The organism is Gordonia oleivorans (assembly GCF_040044975.1).
GTDB lineage: Bacteria > Actinomycetota > Actinomycetes > Mycobacteriales > Mycobacteriaceae > Gordonia > Gordonia oleivorans.
The window spans coordinates 405,508-424,584 of sequence record NZ_JBDZDI010000002.1 but is presented as its reverse complement, the minus strand read 5'-3'; the positions used below and the strand labels follow the sequence as shown (position 1 = coordinate 424,584).

Sequence of the window (19,077 nt, the reverse complement as noted above, 5' to 3'; positions counted from 1 at the left end):
CACTCACGCACCGACGGGCTTTGCGGGTTCGACGTTGATCGTATCCGCGTGAGGTACCCCGGTTTGCCACCGGATGGGCGGAATTCACCGGCCGCGGTACGCGACACCGACCCGACCCGCTCGCCCACGGGCCGGGCTCACAGGATGGGGCTGTCGGCCCACCCGGCATTGACGTCGAACCATCCGGCGAGCGTCCCGAACACGCCGAGCATCCACAGCGAGCCGACCACGACGGCGCAGGTTCCCAGCCCGACGAGACCCTGAACCGACCAGTGCCGACGCTTCATCCACTCGATCCACGCGTCGTACTTCGCGCGCGCGAAGGTCAGCAGGCGGTGTGCCCAATCGAACTCCGACGCGAGAATGCCGAGACCGATGAACACGATCACCCATCCGGGACCGGGGTACGGGATCGCGAAGATGCCGACGGCCAGGACCAGGGCACCGATCACCCCGACGGAGATCCGATAGGTGAGATTCAGCCGAGGATCGCGCCGGACGATGTAGCGGCGTTTGCGCGCCCAGATCCTGAGTCGTTGCCAGGCCCGCACTGTCGGCTGTCCTCCTGTGTGGTGGTGGGGACTCCAGGATAGCGATCGGGATCGTCGGTGGTGTCGGGCTGCGGGGCCGCACCGGGTTCGGCGCCGACGCGGCCGGGTGTGCCGCGGTGTGCGACGACGAGCGTGACGAGGATCGTCCCGAGCAGGACCGCCGGATAGGCACCCGAATACAGCACCACCGCGAGGGAGTCGTACCAGTGCACATCTGCCCAGCGCGGCATCATGAACACACCGATCGCGATGGCGTGGTCCGAGGCGCGATAGGGCCCACTGTCCCACCAGTTGTAGGACCACGCGAAGGAGCCGACGACGATGCCGACGGGACCGAGCCACCACCACCAGCGACCACGGTGGGCGCGAACTCCCCGGTAGGCGGCCTCGACGGCGACGACGAGCAGCGGAACGAACCACACCCAGTGATGTCCCCACGAGAACGGCGACACGGCCGCACCCGTCATCGCGGCGATCGTCACCGACAGCAGACGCCACTGCCGTCGGTAGGCGATGACCGCCGCCCACAGCCCGAGCACCGCGGCGATCACCGCGATCGGCATCCAAAACCACGCCGGCGCCTCGTACACGCTGCCGCCGTCGGGATAGGGATGGCGGAAGCGGCTGATGTCGAAGTACGCCAGGAGCTGCGAGATGAACCCGTTGATCGACTGATTCGCCGGGGAATCCACCCGCCCGACCCGTGAGGCGCCGCCGACGTAATCGGTCCAGTAGGCGCGGGAGTCGCCCGGGATCACGATGAATCCGACGACGACGGTCGCCACGAACGCGACCACCGCCACCGCCGCGGCACGGAACCGGCGCACCGCGAGCAGGTAGACCACCATGAATGCCGGGGTCAGTTTGAGCCCGGCCGCGATGCCCACACCGGCGCCCCGCAACCACGACCCGGGCCGGCGCAGATCGCAGAAGACCAGGTCGGCGAGCACGATCAGCATCAGGAAGATGTTGATCTGACCCAGCCAGATGGTCGTGCGCACCGGCTCGAGAGCCGTCACCGCGACACCCGCGCACAGCGCGAGCAACCAGAGACGACGGTCCGCGCGGTAGCCGAGCGAGCGGAATCCCAGCATCACGACGGCGACGAGGACGAGGTAGATCCCCACCCACCACACCACCTTGGCCGCCGACAGGGACATCACCGCGAACAGTACGAACACCACCGCCGCGAACGGCGGATAGGTGAACTCCAGGTGGGCCCACACGGCATGTTGGTACAGCGAACTCTCGTGCAGCACGGTGTCGGCGCCGGCGCGATACACCTTGAGGTCGGTCATGTTGCGGAACAGGCCGTAGAACGGATTTCCGTAGGGAATGACGGTGATCTGCCAGATCACGACGGCGACCGCGACGACCGCGGCACCGATCACCAATCCCCACCCGACGGATCGGCGATCCGCCGGGAGGGTCGCTGTGGTGCGATCGACCGACATGTCCTCACCGTACGACGGTTCCGGCGCAGCTCAGAGCACATACGATCGTGGCGCCCCGGATGTCGGGATTCTCGGGGTGGAAATGATCGGAAATGCTGGAATTGTCGCGCATTGCCGAGGCGGCGACCCCGGTGAATGTCAGTCGAAATGCTTGATATCGCTCGAATTCTGATACGTCGTCCACCCCGGATCGCCGGTGGTCGCGAAGTCGACCCACGCCCGGTGCATCGCGTCCGCGAGCCGCTGGTCCGGTTCGGGTCCGACCAGCGGATGCGCATCCGCGAGGTGATCGAAGACGAAGGGGATCTCCACCGCATGCCCGGCGCGGATGTCGGCCTGCGGGCTCTGATGACCGAACTCGTACAGGTGCGTCGACCCGGCCGGGCGTGACCTCGCGATGGCGGTCGTGGGAAGTGAGAAGCCGCGCATGGTGAGTGCCTCGCTCACCGCATCCCCCGGGCTCGCCCCGTCGGCCAGTCGCGCCCGCAGGTACTCCGGTCCGCCGGGTCCGCGACCCAGGATCGCCGCGGCGGTGTCCTCGGTGACGGCTGCCGCGCCGCCGGTGGCGACCATGAAGAAGCGGAACTCGTCGGCATTCCAGCCGGCCACCAGTGGGACCTCGGCGCCGGCGCCGGCGGCGATCGCCTCGTGCGGGACGGCGGTGAGTACCTCGCCGTCGACCACCGGGAACTGCGACATGATGCCCATCCCGACGGAGATGACGGATTCGCCCCACAGCGCGGGATCCGGATTGACCATCAGTTCCAGGGCCACCTGCGACTGGGCGGACAGCAGATCTGCGGCGCCGATCGCACCGAATGCCTCGGCCGTCGCGCCGACGCCGAGGATCGCCGCCATCCGGGCGGTGATCGTGCGGGCATCGCGCGGATCGGCGGCCGCGGATCCGTTGCCGCTCTGCATGATCGCCCGCGCGAACAGTCCGGTCGCTCGGGGCGACGCCAGCAGCGACGCGACGCTCATCGCGCCGGCCGATTCGCCGAAGACGGTGATGGCGTCGGGATCGCCACCGAAGGCCGCGATGTTGTCGCGTACCCAGCGCAGCGCGGCGAGCTGATCGAGTAACCCACGGTTCTCGGGTGCCCCGTCGATGGAGGCGAACCCGGCCGTACCGAGGCGGTAGTTGATGCCGACGCAGACGACGCCGTCACGCGCGAAGGTGTCTCCGGCATACATCTCGATGCGGTTGGAGCCGCGGGTGAACGCCCCGCCGTGGATCCACACCATCACCGGCAGTCCACCCGCACCGGGGTCCGGTGTCCAGATGTTCAGGTTCAGGTAGTCGTCGCCGGGCACGATGACGTTGTCGAGGAGCGCCGCGATCGGTGCGGGGTATCCGACCTGCGGGGCCGTCGGGCCGTACTCGGAGGCCGGTCGCACTCCCTCCCACGCCGCGGCCGGCGCCGGTGCCGCGAACGCGGCGGGACCGATCGGTGGTGCGGCGTAAGGGATTCCGAGGTAGGACGAGATGCCCCCCTCGATGAGGCCGGAAACCCGGCCGGTGGAGGTGGTCACCACGGGAGCTTGGACGTCGGCTTGGGTCACGTCGACCGACGCTACGCGAACTTTTCGGTCGGCAGGCGCCGATCGCGGAGAGCCTGTGCCACGCTGGGTCGGTGAGCGAATCGGTGGACATCAACGGTGTGCGACGCGCAACGGTGCACGGCCTCGACGCCGTCATCATCGAGAGCGGCCACTCCACGGCGGCGATCTCGGTATTCGGCGGTCAGGTGATCTCGTTCGTCCCGGCAGGATCGGACACCGACGTGCTGTGGGTCTCACCGCAACTCGCCGCTGTGCCCACCCCGATTCGAGGCGGCGTCCCGGTGTGTTGGCCGTACTTCGCCCGCGAAGGCCAGAGCGGAGATGTCCCGTCGCACGGTTATGCGCGGACGGCGGAGTGGACACTCACCGGCGGCGCCCGCACCGACGCGGGCGTCGACCTGGAGCTCGAACCCCTCGGACTCGACCATCTCGCGGTCGGCCTACGGATGACCGTCCACGTCGGCACGCACCTCGAGATGGGTCTGCACACCCACAACCCCGGCGACGAGCCGGCGACCATCACCGAGGCCTTCCACAACTACTTCCGCGTCTCCGATGCCACCGATGTTCACGTGGAGGGCCTGGCCGGATTGCCCTATCTGGACAAGTTCGATGACATGAGAACCCATGAGCAGCAGGGTGATTGGGCACTCCCCCACGACCTCCCGCGCAGCGACCGGGTGTATTCCGGCTCCGGCGGGCGATACCGGCTCATCGATCCTGATCTGCGCCGGACCATCACGGTGGCGGCGCGGTCAGCGCGCAGCGCGGTGGTCTGGAACCCGGGTGAGGCGGGCGCGGCGACCATGGGCGATGTGGGTGCGCACTGGCGTGAGTTCGTCTGCGTGGAAGCGGCGAACGTCGGTCCGGACGTCGTGTCGGTACCGGCGGGCGCCACACATTCGATGTGGCAGACGATCGCGGTATCCGATCAACCGGCGGACTGAACTCAGCTCGGCAATCTCATAAAGTCTCGTAACTCCGCGAGGATTTATGCGACGCGCACGCGCCGGCACCAGGCGGCCGCGGCACCCACTCCCGATCGTGCGGTCAACACTGTTGCCCATCTTGGTCTACATGCATGATTTGATGCGCCACAACGCTCCACAACCCGTCGCAGTGACGTGCCAAGGCAAAGGCGACGATAACCCTCCATCTGTCTCATAATTTCGTCGTGTCGCGATATCTCTTCCACCCTTTTCGAGATAGTGTTCCCGTCATGACCTCGATCGGCCCGTCGACGCCTGCCGGGATGATGCTCGGCTATGCGCGCGCGGGTGGAGACACGTCCTCGGATGACCCGACTCTCGAATCCCAGATCGATGCACTCATCGAGAGCGGCGTGCCACCCGCCCGCGTCTACACCGACCAGACGCGCACGGATGCCCCCGACGCACCGAGGACAGGCCTCGACGCGCTGCTCGACTACGCACGAACCGGCGACACCGTCGTCGTCGTCGGAATCGACCGCCTCGGCCGTACCACGCCGGAGGTGTTGTCGACGCTGCGCACGCTCGCCGACCGCGAACTCGGGGTCCGCGCCCTGCGGGAGAGACTGACCACCACCGACGACGCGGGCGCCATGATCGTCGGCGTCCTGGCGTCGTTGGCCGTCGTCAACGAGGAGGCCGACGCCGGACGCCGGCGCACCCGGATCCGCGGGCCGGGTCATGGCAACGCCTCGCTCGGTCGTCCGCGCGTTCTCACCGATGACCAGGTGGAACTCGCAAAACGTATGCGCGCCAACGGAGATCCCGTACCGACAATCGCGGCCACCCTCGGGGTCAGCCGCGCCACGCTCTACCGAACACTCGCCGAGAAGAGGACCACACGATGACCATCAGCGGGCCCCGCGTCCTGCGCTTCCCGACCGCAGTCCCCGCCGAGTCGGTCATCCCCGATCGGACCCTGCCCGATCCCACGCTGGCCGATCCCACCGTCGATCCGGTGGAGTTCCAGCGCGGATATGACGACGCATCGACCTACCTCGCGTCGATGCCGCGTACCTGGGCGGTGCATCACGCGTCGACAGCCTTGGCCGACGGTTGCATTCCCGACATCAAGCAGAGCTACGAACGCGGCTATCGGGCCGCCCTGTACGGATTCCGGCGGCAGTCGAGGCACTGACCGATATCCCGTCGAGTGGGCGCCACATCCCGTCGAGTGGGCGTTGCTGCGCCCCTGCCGACGCCCGGGAGCTACCCTCGCGGACTCGTGAGGGGCTCAGTGCCCAGACCGCGGCGTCGAAGACCGCGCACAGCCACGCGAAGACGTCGGGTTGTGCATCATTGATCTGTGAGTTCGCCAGCACCACAGCCGATCTCGTCTCGTCATCGGTGCCGGCGAGGAACGCCGTGTAGCCCTGAACGTTGCCGGTGTGACCGTAGACGTATTCGGATCGGAGGCGGTGGGCAGCATGCCTCCCGACGCCGACGCACCGGTGGGACTGAGAGTACTTGGTGACGTCGTCGGGCTCGCCGGCGTCGGTGTATCCGCGAATGTAGGTTTCCGGCAAGGTGATCGAGGTCGGGCCCAGACCGACTGGGCGGTAGACCTCGTCCGCGAGCGCGGCGTCATGGATTCCGCCGGTGATCTGCTCGACGATGAGCCCGATGACGATGTTGTCGGTGTCGGAGTACTGAATACCGGGTCCCCGGGACGAGTATCGAGCGGCTCATCGGCCCACGAGTCCGGTGCCCGCCTATGGCTCTGCGACGTATGCCCCGTACCGCGGAGAGTGTCACAGCGCTCAGAAGACGAGCGATCTGCGGTTTTCGGTGGCGCCTGGCGAATGCCGACCACCCGATTGCGGTGGTCCCGGCTGGGATCGAACCAGCGACCTCCCCGGTGTGAACGGGACGCTCTTCCACTGAGCCACGGGACCGTGTTCCGACCCTCAACGGCGTCGGTGCACGAGCAGGAACAGTACACGCACACTCCCGGGTTACCCAAATCGCCTCGAGAGGCAGACGCCCACGACTGTTGCATGGACACCGGCATGACCGGCTCCCCTGATCGCGCCGCACCTGAGGTCCCCCGAGCCCCATCAACCACTCCGACAACGCTGCCCCCGCTCCACGGACATACTCCCCTCGACTGTTTGACCAGGCGATTTGGCATCTCCGTAACGTTCGGATAATGTTCTGTCCCGCATCGCGAGCACAATGGTCCACAAGATCGCTCGCGGGGCATGCGGATGTAGCGCAGCTGGTAGCGCATCACCTTGCCAAGGTGAGGGTCGCGGGTTCGAATCCCGTCATCCGCTCGGTGCGAGCAAGCTCGCCTCTGGTGGTGTGGCCGAGTGGTGAGGCAACGGCCTGCAAAGCCGTGCACACGGGTTCGATTCCCGTCGCCACCTCCAAGAGGGTCATTTCCACGCCAATTTCATAGCCCGCGCGATTAGCTCAGTGGGAGAGCGCTTCCCTGACACGGAAGAGGTCACAAGTTCAATCCTTGTATCGCGCACCACGAGAACCCGCCTGAATCGGCGGGTTTTTTCATTGCCGCGAGTCCGACCGTGATGCCGGTGCCTGCGCATTTGGATTATCACCACGGCATCGAATATGGTTGCGCAGCACGTCGTGAGCGTTTCACGCGTGCCGTCATGCGGATGTAGCGCAGCTGGTAGCGCATCACCTTGCCAAGGTGAGGGTCGCGGGTTCGAATCCCGTCATCCGCTCGGTCACAATTTCATAGCCCGCGCGATTAGCTCAGTGGGAGAGCGCTTCCCTGACACGGAAGAGGTCACAAGTTCAATCCTTGTATCGCGCACGAGAGAAACCCACTCATCGCAGTGGGTTTCTTGCTGGGTCGCACGTGCCACATCCGGGCACGCACGACCCGAGAAGATCCCAGCCCACCCGCTACCCGAGATCAGTGATGACCATGGACCGCGCCGCCTTGCAGTACACCCTCGAATGGGTGACCACCCACGATGTTGCCGTCAGTGGAGCCGAGGTGATCACCGACCTGCTTCCCATCACCCGCCGCGTCGACGACCTCGACATCCGCGACGAGGAACTCCGTGCCGCCGTCGCACGGATCGAATCGCGTCGCCTCGTCGGCGTCTGAGGTTCTCCTCCTCCTACTCGCCGCGCTGTCCCCCGATCGCACGGCGAACTGAGTCGACCGCCGCGGCGTGCTTGCATCCGGCGCGGCAATACGATTCGATGACCATCGACACGGGGTGCCGGCGACCGGCCGGCTGAGAGCACACCCGTCGAACCTGCTCCAGTTAGTACTGGCGAAGGGATGGTCTGAGAATGCCTGTGGCATCGCCGTTTTCCGAACACGTCGTCCTCGTCACCGGCGGAGGCCGGGGACTCGGCACGCACATCGTCCAAGCGGTCGCCGCGCAGGGCGCACGGGTGGTCATCAACTACCGACGCAGCGCCGACGCTGCCACCGAACTCGCGGCCGCACTCGGTGACAACGCCATCGCCCTTCCCGCCGACGTCACCGACCGTGCAGCCGTCGACTCGATGATCGAGCGCGCCGCAACACATTTCGGGCATCCCGTCACCGCGGTGATCAACAACGCGCTGCCCGACTACTCCTTCAACGGGGACGCCCGGCCCCATGCCGACGAACTGACCGTCGACGAACTCGACGCGCAGTTCCGCGGCATCGTCGGCGGAGCCCTGAACACCACCCAGGCCGCACTGCCGGGAATGCGCGCCGTCGGCGGTGGCCGCATCGTCAACATCGGCACCAACCTGGTGCAGAATCCCGTTGTCCCCTATCACGATTACACCGCCGCCAAGGCTGCGCTGCTGGCGCTCACCCGAACCCTGTCGGCCGATCTCGGCCCCGACAGCATCACGGTGAACATGGTCTCGGGCGGGTTGCTGCGCACCACGGACGCCAGTTCGGCCACGCCGGCGGAGGTGTTCGACGCGATTGCGGCCACGACGCCGCTGCGGTCGGTGACCACACCTGCCGAATTCGCCGACGCCGTCCTGTTCTTCCTCTCACCCTGGTCGCGGGCGGTCACCGGACAGAACCTGGTGGTCGACGGCGGACTTGTGAAGGACTGACGGCACCCCGATCAGACATGACCACTTCGGAAGATCGGGCCCAACCCGGATACGACGCACTCGCCGACGTCTACGCGCAACGCTTCCCCACCGCCTACACCTCGCCGCTCGAACGACACGCCGTCGCAATGTTCGCCGACGAGTTGCCCGGCCCCGGCGCGCGGATCGTCGACGTGGGTTGTGGGACAGGGCATGTCGCCGCCGACCTGCGGGGTCGCGGCTTCGACGTCCGCGGAGTCGATCCGAGCGAGCAGATGCTGACACACGCCCGCCGGGCCTACCCGGGCATTTCGTTCGACGTCGGTGACGCGTGGTTGCGCGACGTCGATCTCGCCGACGTCACCGGCCTCATCGCACGCTTCAGCCTGATTCATCTGCCGCCGGACGACGTTCGCGCGGTGCTGTGCAGCTGGCATCGGCGGCTGCCATCCGGAGCCACCGTGCTGCTCGCTCTGCAGAGCAGTGACGACCCCGGTGTGCACGAGTTCGACCACGCCGTCGCCCGGGCGTGGCGCTGGCATCCGGATGCGTTGGCCGAGGACGCCACCACCGCCGGCTTCACCGAGGCATGGCGCCTCATCAGCCGCCCCGACAACGATAATCGCTTTCCCCACATCCACCTGCTGCTCCGCCGGTGACCGAGTCAGCACCAGGCGAGCCTGGTCTGGGTAAGGTGCCCGCATGACCATCGAGGAGACGTTCTCCGACATCGCGGTGGCGTTCGAGGCCATCGGGGCCGCAGCAATGATCGTCGGATTCGCCACGGCCGCCGTGCTGAGCGCACGGTCGCTGGTCCGCAAGGAAGGCGGCGCGGCCGCCTTCGCCGTGCTGCGCACCACCCTCGGCGGCGCCATCCTGCTCGGGCTGGAGATCCTGGTGGCCGCCGACCTCATCCGGACCATCACCTCCAAGCCGTCCATCACCGACGCCGCCATCCTGGGAATGATCGTCCTGATCCGGACGATCCTGTCGATGTCGATCCAGATCGAGATCGAGGGGGTTCTCCCCTGGCGACGTGCCCTGCTCACCAGTGGTGGTCAGGTCATCGGCAACGCCGTCGCACGCGACGCGCGGGCCACCCGGGCTCGCCGGGAGGCGGGCGATCCCTCGGAATCGGCGGTGGTCACGCCAACTCGGGACCAATGACGGTGTCCTTTCGATCACCGTCGTCGTAACGTTGTATGCATGATCAGCAATGTGAACGCCCCGGCCTGCGACAACCCCGACTGCACCTGCGGCCCCGACTGCAAATGCGGCGAGAACTGCACCTGCGGCAAGAAGTAGTCCCCATCCCCGATCCCCTCGCGTCGTTCGTCACGCGAGGGGTTATCTGCGCGAAGCGAGGCCCCTGGCATGACGGCGCCGTCCATCACCGTCGACGTGATCACCGATCCTGCGTCGGCCCCGGCACTCGCCGACGTCGCGGCGGCCACGTTCCCGCTCGCATGTCCGCCCCACGCCCGACCGGACGACATCGTCGGCTTCATCGATGCGAACCTGTCCGCTGCCGCCTTCGCCGGCCACGTCACCTCTCCGGACTCCGATGTCCTCGCCGCGCGCACCACGGACGGCGGTCTCCTCGGCTATGCGCTCGTCCATCATCGAGCTCCGACGGATCCGGACGTCGGGGCGGTGGTCACCGAGCGCCCCTGCTCGGAGATCTCGAAGATGTACGTGCTCCCCGACCACCATGGCCGATCGCGTACCGATCCCCCGTCGCACCTGCTGATGCGGGCGTCGATCGATCGGGCACGAGCACGCGGCAGCGCCGTCGTCTGGCTCGGCGTCAACCAGGAAAACGTTCGGGCGCAACGCTTCTACGGCAAGTTCGGGTTCGCTCGCGCGGGTGTGAAGACCTTCGACCTCGGCGGCAGCGTCGAACACGACTACGTGATGACGCTGCCACTCGTCTGAGACACCGGCGACGCGACGGCCGCAGCCGTCGGGCGCGGCACCACATACCGCAATCCCGGGAGCCCCCGCCGTGAGATCAGGTACTCGGCGACAATCAGATTCGGAATCCAGCACAGGAACGGCACCGGGGCGTACGCGCGTGCGAACACGTCGCCGGAGCCGCCGGACGCCTCGATCACGCCCATCAGCACCATCTGCCAGGCCCGCAACGTGACAGCGGCATATGTCATCGCGAACCCCCGGATCATCCAGGCCTGATGGCGCGCGATGTCGCCGCGGAATGCCCACAGCGTGCCACGCGCCGTGAATGTCAGCCACAGCAACGCCAACGTGCCGAAACCGAAGAGACCCGCCAGACCCGCGGCGCTGAAGGCGGACACGATGAGACCGGAGACCCCGGCCGGGAGGACCGCGAGGACGTAGACCCGCCCGACGACGCGATGTCCCCTCAGCCACCGCGACCGGATGTAGGTGGAGAACTGCAGCGGACCGATCCCTAATGCGACACCGGCAGTGACCATGTGGATGTAGAGGACGGTGATCACCCATTGTGGCTGCGTCGCGTAATGCGCGGCCAGGCCGGTGTCGCTCGCCGCCAACTCGCTCATCCGGGAGCCGACATACGGCGCGGGCGCCATCACGGCGACCGCGACGCAGGTCAGCGCGATCACCGTGTACCGCCCGGTGACGAACTTCGTGGCGGACATGAGTATCCTTCCGTATCAGGAGAACTCGAGATGACGAGTTCGCGGTGACACCGAGACTACGAATGTCGGGTCGGAGCCGGCACCGGGTAAACCCCCGTATCCACCCGGGTTTTCGGGTACCCCTGCGGGGGTGAATCCGCCACGATATGCGCCGACGGCCCCGTAGACTGCACCCATGACGCCGACCGACTCCCGTCAATCCGAACCGGCCGAACGCATTTCGTCGGGACTCGTCGACGTCCTGACAGATGTCCACGGCGCGGGCGACGTCACCGTCACCGACCTCACGCGCGTTCCCGCCGGCGCCTCCCGGCAGACGTGGGCGTTCACCGCCACAATTGACGATCGGGCGCACCCGCTCATCCTGCGGCTCGATCTCCCTGGTGCGCGCGAGGATTCGTCACTCCTCCGTGAGGCTGCGCTGATGCGCGCCGCGGGCGCCGCCGGCGTGGCGTCGCCGACCGTCCTCGCCGCAGGAGAGGATCACCCCGACATCGGCGGCGACTTCGTCGTCATGAATCGCGTCGACGGCGAGACCATCCCCCGAAAGATACTGCGCGACGAGCGATTCGCATCGGCGCGGACGCGGCTGGGTGCGCAACTGGGGCACAGCCTGGCCCGCCTGCACCGCATCGACCCCGATACGATTCCGGGTCTGCCCGACGAGGATCCGCTCGAGTCCTGGCAGCGGGAACTGGATTCCATCGACCGCCCGCTACCCACGTTCGAATTCGCTCTCGCCTGGCTGGCCAACCGACGCCCGCAAGAGTCGGGACGCGCACTGGTGCACGGTGATTACCGGGTCGGCAACATCATCGTCGACGACGACGGACTGGCCGCGGTACTCGATTGGGAACTCGCGCACGTCGGTGATCCGCTGGAGGATCTGGGCTGGATGTGTGTGAAGGCGTGGCGATTCGGCGGCGCCGGAGTGGTCGGCGGATTATGTGATCTCGACGAATTCGTCGGTGCCTACGAGGCCGGGAGCGGAGCGACCGTCGACCGTGACGCGGTGTTCTGGTGGCAGGTGTACGGCACGCTGCGATGGGGCCTGATCTGCGTGCACCAGGCACAGCGCCACCTGTCCGGAGCCACCATGTCGGTGGAACTGGCCGCCATCGGTCGCCGCGTCAGCGAGAACGAGTGGGAGTTGCTGAACCTGCTCGGCGCGCACGTGTGAACGCGGCGTCGAGTCGGTCCAATCACCCCGACCGATCTCGAGACCTGTTCAGCGCGTACCGAATTCCCAGTTGCCGCCGTTGCGGTATTCCTTCAGAATCCGACGGCCGACGGTCGAGATGTGCACCTCGTCGGGGCCGTCGTAGATGCGGGCCGAACGCGCGTTGCGATACATCTTGCCGAGCGGGGTGTCGTCGGTGAGGCCGGCGGCACCGTGGACCTGCACGGCCCGGTCGATCACGTTGTGCAGCATCCGTGCCCCGTACACCTTGATCGCGCCGATCTCCACCCGCGCCTGATCTCCGGCGTCGATGCGTTCGGCCGCCTTGAGCGTCAGGAGTCGGGCGGCCTGGATCTCGTTGTAGGACTCGAAGACATGTTGCTGCATCAGCTGCTTGTCGGCGAGGGGTTCGCCGAAGGCGGTGCGCCCGATCAGCCGGTTGCACATCAGGTCGAAGGCCCGCTGCGCCTGCCCGAGCCACCGCATGGCGTGGAAGATCCGTCCCGGACCCAAACGTTCCTGTGCGATGACGAAGCCATTGCCTCGTTGCCCCAGAAGGTTTTCCGCGGGCACCCGCACGTCGTCGTAGGCCACCTCGAAATGGTGTCCGCCGAAGCCGAGGACCGGCGTGTCGCGGACGATCCGGTACCCGGGGTTGTCGGTGGGCACGATGATCATCGAGAACGCGCGGTGGGGCGGGGCGTCGGATTCGGTCCGGCACATCACCGTGGTGTAGGCGGCTTGTGCGGCACCGGTGGTGAACCACTTGCGGCCGGTGATCACCCACTCGTCGCCGTCGAGTACCGCCGCGGTCTGCATGCCGGTCGGATCCGAGCCGGCCACGTCCGGTTCGGTCATCCCGAAGCTCGGCGAGATCTCGCCCCGCACAAGCGGTTCCAGATACGCATTACGCCAGCGAGGGGAGGCGTGGCGGTTCAGCATGATCGAGTCCTGCAGCGTCCAGGTGCCCAGGGCGAGCTGACCGTACTCACTGCGACCCTGTACCTCGTTGACGTACACGTAGTCCAGGAACGGCAATCCCCCACCGCCGATCTCGGTGGGATGTCCCAACGCCCAGAGGTCGCGGCGTTTGGCCTCGGCGCGCAACTCCGCCATGATCTTCTCGGCGTCGGGTCCGCCGGCATCGAGTTCCGGTTCGGCCGGTTCCACCAACTCGACCATGAACTCGTACACGCGATCGCGCAGCGGCCGGACGTGTTCGGGTACCTCGAAGGTCATCTGTCGTCCCCGTTCACTTCTTCTCGATCAGCTCTTCTCGATCAGCGTCGGATTGTCCACGCGGAGTTTGGCTTCCACCGACGCGGTCAGCAACGCATGGACACGGGCGTCGTCGGCCAGGGTGCCGTCGCGGATGCCGTCGACCAGCCCGGCGGCGTCGGCGACACCGAGTTCGGACAGTGCGGCGTGGAAGTCGTCGATGGCCTCGGGGTCGGCGGCGAGTTGTCGCTCGACGATGGCCAACACGTTGGCGGCGACCCGCGCGTGAAAGCGGGTGGAACCGGAGGTCTCGGCCATCACCGGACCGGTCAGGAACCCACGCACAGCGCCCAGCAGTTCGATGACGGTGGGTCGGTCGTAGAAGTCGTCGGCCGCTGCGAGATCACCACCCGAGGAGCCAACGCCATTGTCCGCCAACGTCTTCGACTCCATCCCCGCTCGTCACACACGACCTGTGATCAATGCTAGTCAGGTCCGGGGCCTGTGGTCAATGACACATGGAACAAGAAGGGAAATCTGTGCCTACCGCGCGCCGAACTACTTGGACGCGTGCTCGGCTCCCGGCTCACCGAAACGCCGGTACTCGAGAGTGACGCGAATCCGGTACATACCGTCATCCACCACGTTCTGCACTCGGGTCAGGGTGTTGTCGGGACCGAGGATGAGTTCTTCGACGATGTCGGGATACATATTCCGTCCGACCGACCCCCAATCGCAGCCCTCATCGGGAGAACGCAGGTAGTCGCGTCCGTCATGGACGAACACGTAGCCGTGGAAGACACTTCCCAGGCAATAGTCTTCACCCGAGTACGCGAGGGCCTCTGCATCCACCCGGCCGTCGGTGAGTTCGTAGAACGACCCGTCCGGGCGTATCGTCAGCTCAATTCGAAGATCGACGTCTGTCGGTCTTGCCGAGTACCGAGGCAGCAGAGTTGCAGACGGGTCCGCACGACCGTCAAGCCATGCAGAAATGTCGGCATCTTCGTCGTACTCCAACTCGATGTGACCGACACGCACGAGCCGCCAGGTTCCTGCGACCGGCTGGCGGAACGCTCCGACGCGAACTTCCGGCGGCGATTGACGCACGCGAAGCTGGTCGATGCGCACCCGCACCGCGGTTGGTGAATCGACACCTTCGGGAACAATCGCCAGATCTCCGGTGACCAATGGAGCACGTTCGACGGCGATGTATCGGTCAGGCCCCAGGCCGCCGTGGCTCGGCGGTAGCGCGACCGGTGTTCCCTTTCCGTCACACGGTGTACCTTCCACACGGATCACGCGACCGTACAAGATCTCGTCTTCGGGGAGCACAGTTCGCCAGTCATCATTGAGGTCGACCAGCTCTCCGAACAGCATCGCAAGCCGCTCACGACGTTCTGGTTCCCCGTGCGTGGTCCAGAAGCACGCGCCTTGGCCGATGCTCGTCATCGCTCGGATGGTTCGCGGCCCGAGTGGGATCTCCGGATGCTTCTCGGCGATGACGACAACCACCACTGGGTCGACGGCCATCAGTGATGAGTGGATCGAAGCCGCGATTTCCCACACTCTGTCCGGCACTCGTCGCCGACTGAGCTGCCACCCGATGCGGCCTCGACCAGTGCAGAGATCAAGACCCCTGCTGACCCGATCCTCGTCGAACACCGCAGTGAAGACCGCCCTATCCCACTCGGGTTCCGGACCCAACTTGTCCAACGCCTTCGCCAGTGATCCGTACTGGCTGATATCCATCTCGTCGACGGTCCATGGCGAGAAGATCGCATTGGCCAAGGCCGCCGAATCCGCTTCGGACAGTTCGTATTCGTTGACGGCGACGCCCCCTCGTCAGATCACCCTCGGCCTGACAACACTAGCCCTGCGACCGAAAATCAGGGTCGGTCAGACAGACGACTCCGCGAACCGCGACAACGCGAGCAGGCGCGAGGTGGCACGCAGGTACTTCTTGCGGTAGCCGCCGTGCAGCATCTCCTCGGTGAAGATCTCGTCGAGTTTGCTGCCGGACACGGTGACCGGGATGTTGGCGTCGTAGAGACGGTCGGCAAGAACGACGATGCGCAGCGCCACCGACTGATCCGACGCCGGATGCACGTCGGAGATGCAGACCAGCGAGACGCCCTCGACAAGATCCTTGTACTTCGACGGATGCAGCTTGGCCAGGTGCGCGCAGAGGTCGTCGAAGTTGTCGAGCGTCGCATTCGGCGTCGACTCGGCGAGCTCGGTCAGCTCGGCGTCGGTCTTGGGGTCCGGGGCCGGCGGCAGGTCGCGGTGCCGGTAGTCGGGACCGTCGACGCGGATGGTCTCGAAGATGGCGGAGAGCTTCTTGATCTCCCGCAGGAAGTCCTGCGCGGCGAAGCGGCCCTCGCCGAGCTGTCCGGGCAGGGTGTTCGAGGTGGCGGCGATGGACACGCCCTTGGCGGTGAGCTCGGTGAGCAGCCGCGACACGATCATGGTGTCGCCCGGATCGTCGAGTTCGAACTCGTCGATGCACAGCACGTTCTGCTCGGACAGTCGCTCGACGGCGTTCATGAAGCCCAACGCGCCGACGAGGTGGGTCAGTTCGACGAAGGTGGCGAACGATTTCGGTGCGGGCATCGCGTGGTAGATCGACGCGAGCAGGTGAGTCTTGCCGACACCGAAGCCACCGTCGAGGTACAGGCCGATCCCCTGCGGCTCCTTCTTCCGCGAGAAGAGTCCCTTCTTGCCGCCGCGTGCCGAGCGGGCCCGTTCGACGAAGGCGCGGGCCTTGGCGACGGCCTGCGCCTGGGACGGCTCGTTGGGATCGGGGATGTAGCTGTCGAAGCTCACGTCGTCGAATGTGGACGGCGGGACCATCTCCTCGATCAACTGCTCGGGAGGGACCACCGGGTTCCGGTCGGACAGACGTGCCACCATGGACCGCAAGCCTAGTCAGTGCCGACCACGAGGAATAATGCTCTATCAGCATAAAGCGACCCAGGTCACATCCGATGAACTCGACGACGCAGCCCGATTGCGCGTCCTGAGCAACCACTACCCCTACCCCGACGACCTCACCCGCCCGGTGGTCCGCGCGAATATGGTCGCCTCGATCGACGGGGCGTCGTCGGTCGACGGCAAGTCCGGCGGGTTGGGGTCCGACATCGACCGCGCGATCTTCCGGACCCTGCGGGGCCTGGCGGATGTCGTGGTGGTCGGGGCCGGTACCGCGACCGCCGAGAACTATCACCAGCCCGAACCCGACGAGGCCTTCGCGGCGGCACGCAGCGACCTCGGCCAATCGCCGGCACCGGAATTGGTCCTGATCAGCAACTCCCTGTCGATCCGGCCCGACTACCCGCCGCTGTCCCACGCGGCGACCACCGTCCTGACCTGCGCGGACTCACCGGCCGACCGCCGCCGGGCCTTGATGGACGCCGGCGCGACCCTCGTCGACTGCGGAACCGAGAAGGTCGAGTTCGGCCGCGTCCTCGCCCATCTCGCCGAGCGGGGGCTGTTGCGGGTCCTCTGCGAAGGCGGTCCGAGCCTGCTCGGGTCGATCATCGCCGACGACCTCCTCGACGAACTGTGCCTCACCATCAGCCCGACCCTCGCCGCCGGCGACGCCGCACGCATCGCGCACGGACCCGCGCCCGTCGACACGCCGCCGACGATGCGTCCACACCACATCCTCGGCGACGACGACGGCTTCCTCTACACCCGCTGGACGCGCGCGAACTGATCGGTGACCAAGCAGGTGTGCGGAGATGACTAGGCTCGCCGTCATGGGTTCAGGTGGCGACGCACATTCACGACCGGCCTCGTCACCCCGGCGAGCCGAGATGGGCCGGCGCGGGATGTGGCGTCGAGCGCGTTGGCAGCTGATGGCGGCGACGGTCGTCGTTCTCGGCGTCGCCGGTTGCGCCGTCGGCCCCAACCCGGGACCGGATCTCGTTCCGGGTGGCGGAGAAGGTGGCGCGGCGCCGGCCACCTCGAGTGCACCTCCGCCCGTCCCCACCCTGCAGAAGCCGGCGAAGGAACTCTCGTGGTCGGCGTGCGGACCCGCGATCGCCGACGCCTATGCGGTGACCGTGCCGTCGGGTGTGACGGTCGACTGCGCGAAGTACACCTCGCCCATCGATCCCGACCAGTCCAATTCGGGACTCACCGTCGCCGCCACCCGCATCACCACCGGCGCCACCCCCGCCGATGCCGCACCGCTCGTCCTGACCTCCGGCGTCGACATGCCGTCGTCGCGGGCGTTGATGCTGCTCGCATCCGGTCCGGGACGTTCGCTCGTCGACAAGCATCCGATCGTTGCCATCGATCGCCGCGGGATCCCCCGCAGCACCGCGTTGGACTGCCTGACCCGCACCGAACGCGACACCATGGCCGACAACGGTCTCACCCCGGGCGCCACCACCGACCGCCGCATCGCCACGCTGGCCACCGCCGCCTCGTCGGCGTCCGACGGCTGCACCGAGACCCTGTCCCCCGACCAATTGGCCTTCGGCGTCGCCGGCGCCGCCTCCGACCTCGAGACCCTGCGCAAGGCCTGGGATGTCCCCCAGCTCGGTCTCATCGGGCTCGGCGAGGGGTCCGACGTGGTGATCGCCTACACCTCCCTGTACGGCGGCCGTACCGGCCGGATGATCCTCGACACCCCCGTTCCGTTCGGCGCCAACGCCCGCGACACCGGCGCCGCGCAGGCCACCGGTGTCCAGGCCGCCCTCACCACGTTCGCACAACGGTGCGCGGCGCTCGGGTCGGCCTGCGCGCTCGGCTCCGACGGCGCGGACACCATCGCCTCGGTCCTGGCGAAGGGCCGCACCGGCGACCTCGGCGGGCTGTCCGATGCCCAGGCGCTCGCCGCGATCACCACCGGGATCGCGCTGGCACCCGGCACCGCCGACGGGATCGGCGGCGTCGCCACCGCCATCGCCGCAGCCAACCGTGGTGACGTCGGCGCACTCCGTGATCTGGCCACGCGGTCGGAGGCACTGCGTCTGACCGATGGACAGATCGTCGCCGAATGCAACGACGTCAGCGGCCCCGTCAGCCAGAACGAGATCAACGGCCTCATCACGACCTGGACCAAACAGAATCCGCTGACCGGCACCGACACCGCGCTGTCGTTGATGCGGTGCAACGGCTGGGCACCGGCCGAGGCGGTCAACCCGCCCAACAGCTTCCCGGTGGTGCCGCTGATCCTCGACAACCCCGGAGACCCGATCAACGGCGGCACCGGCGCCGCGGCACTCGACCCCATCTTCGCCCGAGCCCAGGCCCAGCCGGTGACCGTCAGCTGGGCCGGATTGGGGTATTCGGCGGTGTCGCGCAGCACCTGCGTCGCCGACCTCGTCGCCGAGTACGTCGAGAAGTACCCGCTCACCGGTCCCGCCGACCGTGGGTGCCCCAGCTGACGGCCGTCAACGAGATCCACCCCGGTCACCGCGGCGGGGTGCCCGCGCGGGGCTGATC

The 19,077-nt window shown here is 67.1% G+C and carries 19 protein-coding genes, 6 tRNA genes and 1 riboswitch; of the genes, 16 read left to right on the top strand and 9 right to left on the bottom strand.

The window, feature by feature from the left end:
* Positions 1-137: 137 nt before the first annotated feature.
* The 3 genes from ABLE92_RS05380 to ABLE92_RS05370 all read right to left on the bottom strand — a co-directional run bounded on the left by ABLE92_RS05380 (position 138) and on the right by ABLE92_RS05370 (position 3,568).
* The gene (locus ABLE92_RS05380) at positions 138-551 is read right to left on the bottom strand and encodes a TIGR02611 family protein (RefSeq protein WP_348803634.1); all 414 of its coding nucleotides are present in this window, start codon (positions 549-551) and stop codon (positions 138-140) included.
* The gene (locus tag ABLE92_RS05375) at positions 479-2,005 is read right to left on the bottom strand and encodes a glycosyltransferase 87 family protein (RefSeq protein ID WP_348803632.1); all 1,527 of its coding nucleotides are present in this window, start codon (positions 2,003-2,005) and stop codon (positions 479-481) included. Before ABLE92_RS05375 ends, ABLE92_RS05380 begins: the two co-directional genes overlap by 73 nt.
* Before the next feature lie 138 nt (positions 2,006-2,143).
* Positions 2,144-3,568, bottom strand: coding sequence for a carboxylesterase/lipase family protein (locus ABLE92_RS05370; protein ID WP_496560769.1), 1,425 nt, complete (start codon positions 3,566-3,568; stop codon positions 2,144-2,146).
* Positions 3,569-3,639: 71 nt separating this feature from the next.
* On the opposite strand from ABLE92_RS05370, the gene ABLE92_RS05365 reads away from it, so the two are divergent.
* The 3 genes from ABLE92_RS05365 (at position 3,640) to ABLE92_RS05355 (ending at position 5,695) form a co-directional block, all read left to right on the top strand.
* Positions 3,640-4,515 (top strand): D-hexose-6-phosphate mutarotase, encoded by an 876-nt coding sequence (locus ABLE92_RS05365; RefSeq protein ID WP_348803631.1) that lies wholly within the window; start codon positions 3,640-3,642, stop codon positions 4,513-4,515.
* A 272-nt stretch (positions 4,516-4,787) separates the two neighbouring features.
* Complete coding sequence (locus tag ABLE92_RS05360) at positions 4,788-5,405, top strand: recombinase family protein (RefSeq protein ID WP_348803630.1); 618 nt, start codon at positions 4,788-4,790, stop codon at positions 5,403-5,405.
* Positions 5,402-5,695: a hypothetical protein gene (locus ABLE92_RS05355; protein WP_348803629.1), complete on the top strand. Its 294-nt coding sequence runs from the start codon at positions 5,402-5,404 to the stop codon at positions 5,693-5,695. The genes ABLE92_RS05360 and ABLE92_RS05355 overlap by 4 nt, the downstream gene beginning before the upstream one ends.
* A 685-nt stretch (positions 5,696-6,380) precedes the next feature.
* Here ABLE92_RS05355 and ABLE92_RS05350 read toward each other — a convergent pair.
* Positions 6,381-6,452, bottom strand: a tRNA-Val gene (locus ABLE92_RS05350).
* Positions 6,453-6,760: 308 nt separating this feature from the next.
* Between ABLE92_RS05350 and ABLE92_RS05345 the strand changes: the two genes are divergently transcribed.
* From ABLE92_RS05345 to ABLE92_RS05300, 10 genes are all read left to right on the top strand, one after another.
* Positions 6,761-6,833, top strand: a tRNA-Gly gene (locus ABLE92_RS05345).
* Between the two features lie 22 nt (positions 6,834-6,855).
* Positions 6,856-6,929 (top strand) — tRNA-Cys (locus ABLE92_RS05340).
* Between the two features lie 32 nt (positions 6,930-6,961).
* Positions 6,962-7,036: transfer RNA gene (locus tag ABLE92_RS05335), tRNA-Val, on the top strand.
* A 138-nt stretch (positions 7,037-7,174) separates the two neighbouring features.
* Positions 7,175-7,247, top strand: a tRNA-Gly gene (locus tag ABLE92_RS05330).
* Positions 7,248-7,267: 20 nt separating this feature from the next.
* Positions 7,268-7,339: transfer RNA gene (locus ABLE92_RS05325), tRNA-Val, on the top strand.
* Positions 7,340-7,444: 105 nt separating this feature from the next.
* Positions 7,445-7,639, top strand: coding sequence for a hypothetical protein (locus ABLE92_RS05320; protein WP_348803628.1), 195 nt, complete (start codon positions 7,445-7,447; stop codon positions 7,637-7,639).
* Between the two features lie 101 nt (positions 7,640-7,740).
* Positions 7,741-7,837, top strand: a riboswitch (TPP riboswitch).
* Positions 7,831-8,604, top strand: a complete 774-nt coding sequence (locus ABLE92_RS05315) for a 3-oxoacyl-ACP reductase (protein ID WP_348803627.1) — start codon at positions 7,831-7,833, stop codon at positions 8,602-8,604. It overlaps the preceding riboswitch by 7 nt.
* Before the next feature lie 17 nt (positions 8,605-8,621).
* Positions 8,622-9,242 (top strand): class I SAM-dependent DNA methyltransferase, encoded by a 621-nt coding sequence (locus tag ABLE92_RS05310; RefSeq protein ID WP_348803626.1) that lies wholly within the window; start codon positions 8,622-8,624, stop codon positions 9,240-9,242.
* 43 nt (positions 9,243-9,285) lie between these two features.
* Entirely contained in the window at positions 9,286-9,750 is a 465-nt protein-coding gene (locus ABLE92_RS05305; RefSeq protein ID WP_348803625.1) for a DUF1622 domain-containing protein, read from the top strand.
* 207 nt (positions 9,751-9,957) lie between these two features.
* A complete protein-coding gene (locus ABLE92_RS05300) occupies positions 9,958-10,518 on the top strand; it encodes a GNAT family N-acetyltransferase (protein ID WP_348803624.1) in 561 nt (186 codons plus the stop codon).
* On the opposite strand, the gene ABLE92_RS05295 is transcribed toward ABLE92_RS05300, so the two are convergent.
* The gene (locus ABLE92_RS05295) at positions 10,491-11,225 is read right to left on the bottom strand and encodes a DUF2306 domain-containing protein (RefSeq protein ID WP_348803623.1); all 735 of its coding nucleotides are present in this window, start codon (positions 11,223-11,225) and stop codon (positions 10,491-10,493) included. The genes ABLE92_RS05300 and ABLE92_RS05295 overlap by 28 nt on opposite strands.
* A 175-nt stretch (positions 11,226-11,400) precedes the next feature.
* Here ABLE92_RS05295 and ABLE92_RS05290 point away from each other — a divergent pair, with 175 nt between their 5' ends.
* Positions 11,401-12,405, top strand: coding sequence for a phosphotransferase family protein (locus ABLE92_RS05290; protein ID WP_348803621.1), 1,005 nt, complete (start codon positions 11,401-11,403; stop codon positions 12,403-12,405).
* Positions 12,406-12,453: 48 nt separating this feature from the next.
* Here the strand turns inward: ABLE92_RS05290 and ABLE92_RS05285 are convergent, their stop codons facing one another.
* From ABLE92_RS05285 to zapE, 4 genes are all read right to left on the bottom strand, one after another.
* Positions 12,454-13,644 carry an acyl-CoA dehydrogenase family protein gene (locus tag ABLE92_RS05285; RefSeq protein WP_348803620.1) on the bottom strand — a complete coding sequence of 397 codons (1,191 nt, stop codon included), beginning with the start codon at positions 13,642-13,644 and terminating at the stop codon, positions 12,454-12,456.
* Positions 13,645-13,671: 27 nt separating this feature from the next.
* Positions 13,672-14,076: a DUF6285 domain-containing protein gene (locus ABLE92_RS05280; protein WP_348803619.1), complete on the bottom strand. Its 405-nt coding sequence runs from the start codon at positions 14,074-14,076 to the stop codon at positions 13,672-13,674.
* Between the two features lie 105 nt (positions 14,077-14,181).
* The gene (locus tag ABLE92_RS05275; RefSeq protein WP_348803618.1) at positions 14,182-15,411 is read right to left on the bottom strand and encodes a hypothetical protein; all 1,230 of its coding nucleotides are present in this window, start codon (positions 15,409-15,411) and stop codon (positions 14,182-14,184) included.
* Between the two features lie 108 nt (positions 15,412-15,519).
* A complete protein-coding gene (gene zapE, locus ABLE92_RS05270; protein WP_348803617.1) occupies positions 15,520-16,533 on the bottom strand; it encodes a cell division protein ZapE in 1,014 nt (337 codons plus the stop codon).
* A gap of 37 nt (positions 16,534-16,570) precedes the next feature.
* On the opposite strand from zapE, the gene ABLE92_RS05265 reads away from it, so the two are divergent.
* Positions 16,571-17,338 carry a pyrimidine reductase family protein gene (locus ABLE92_RS05265; protein WP_348803616.1) on the top strand — a complete coding sequence of 256 codons (768 nt, stop codon included), beginning with the start codon at positions 16,571-16,573 and terminating at the stop codon, positions 17,336-17,338.
* A gap of 115 nt (positions 17,339-17,453) precedes the next feature.
* Positions 17,454-19,019 (top strand): alpha/beta hydrolase, encoded by a 1,566-nt coding sequence (locus ABLE92_RS05260; protein ID WP_348803922.1) that lies wholly within the window; start codon positions 17,454-17,456, stop codon positions 19,017-19,019.
* Positions 19,020-19,077: the final 58 nt, after the last annotated feature.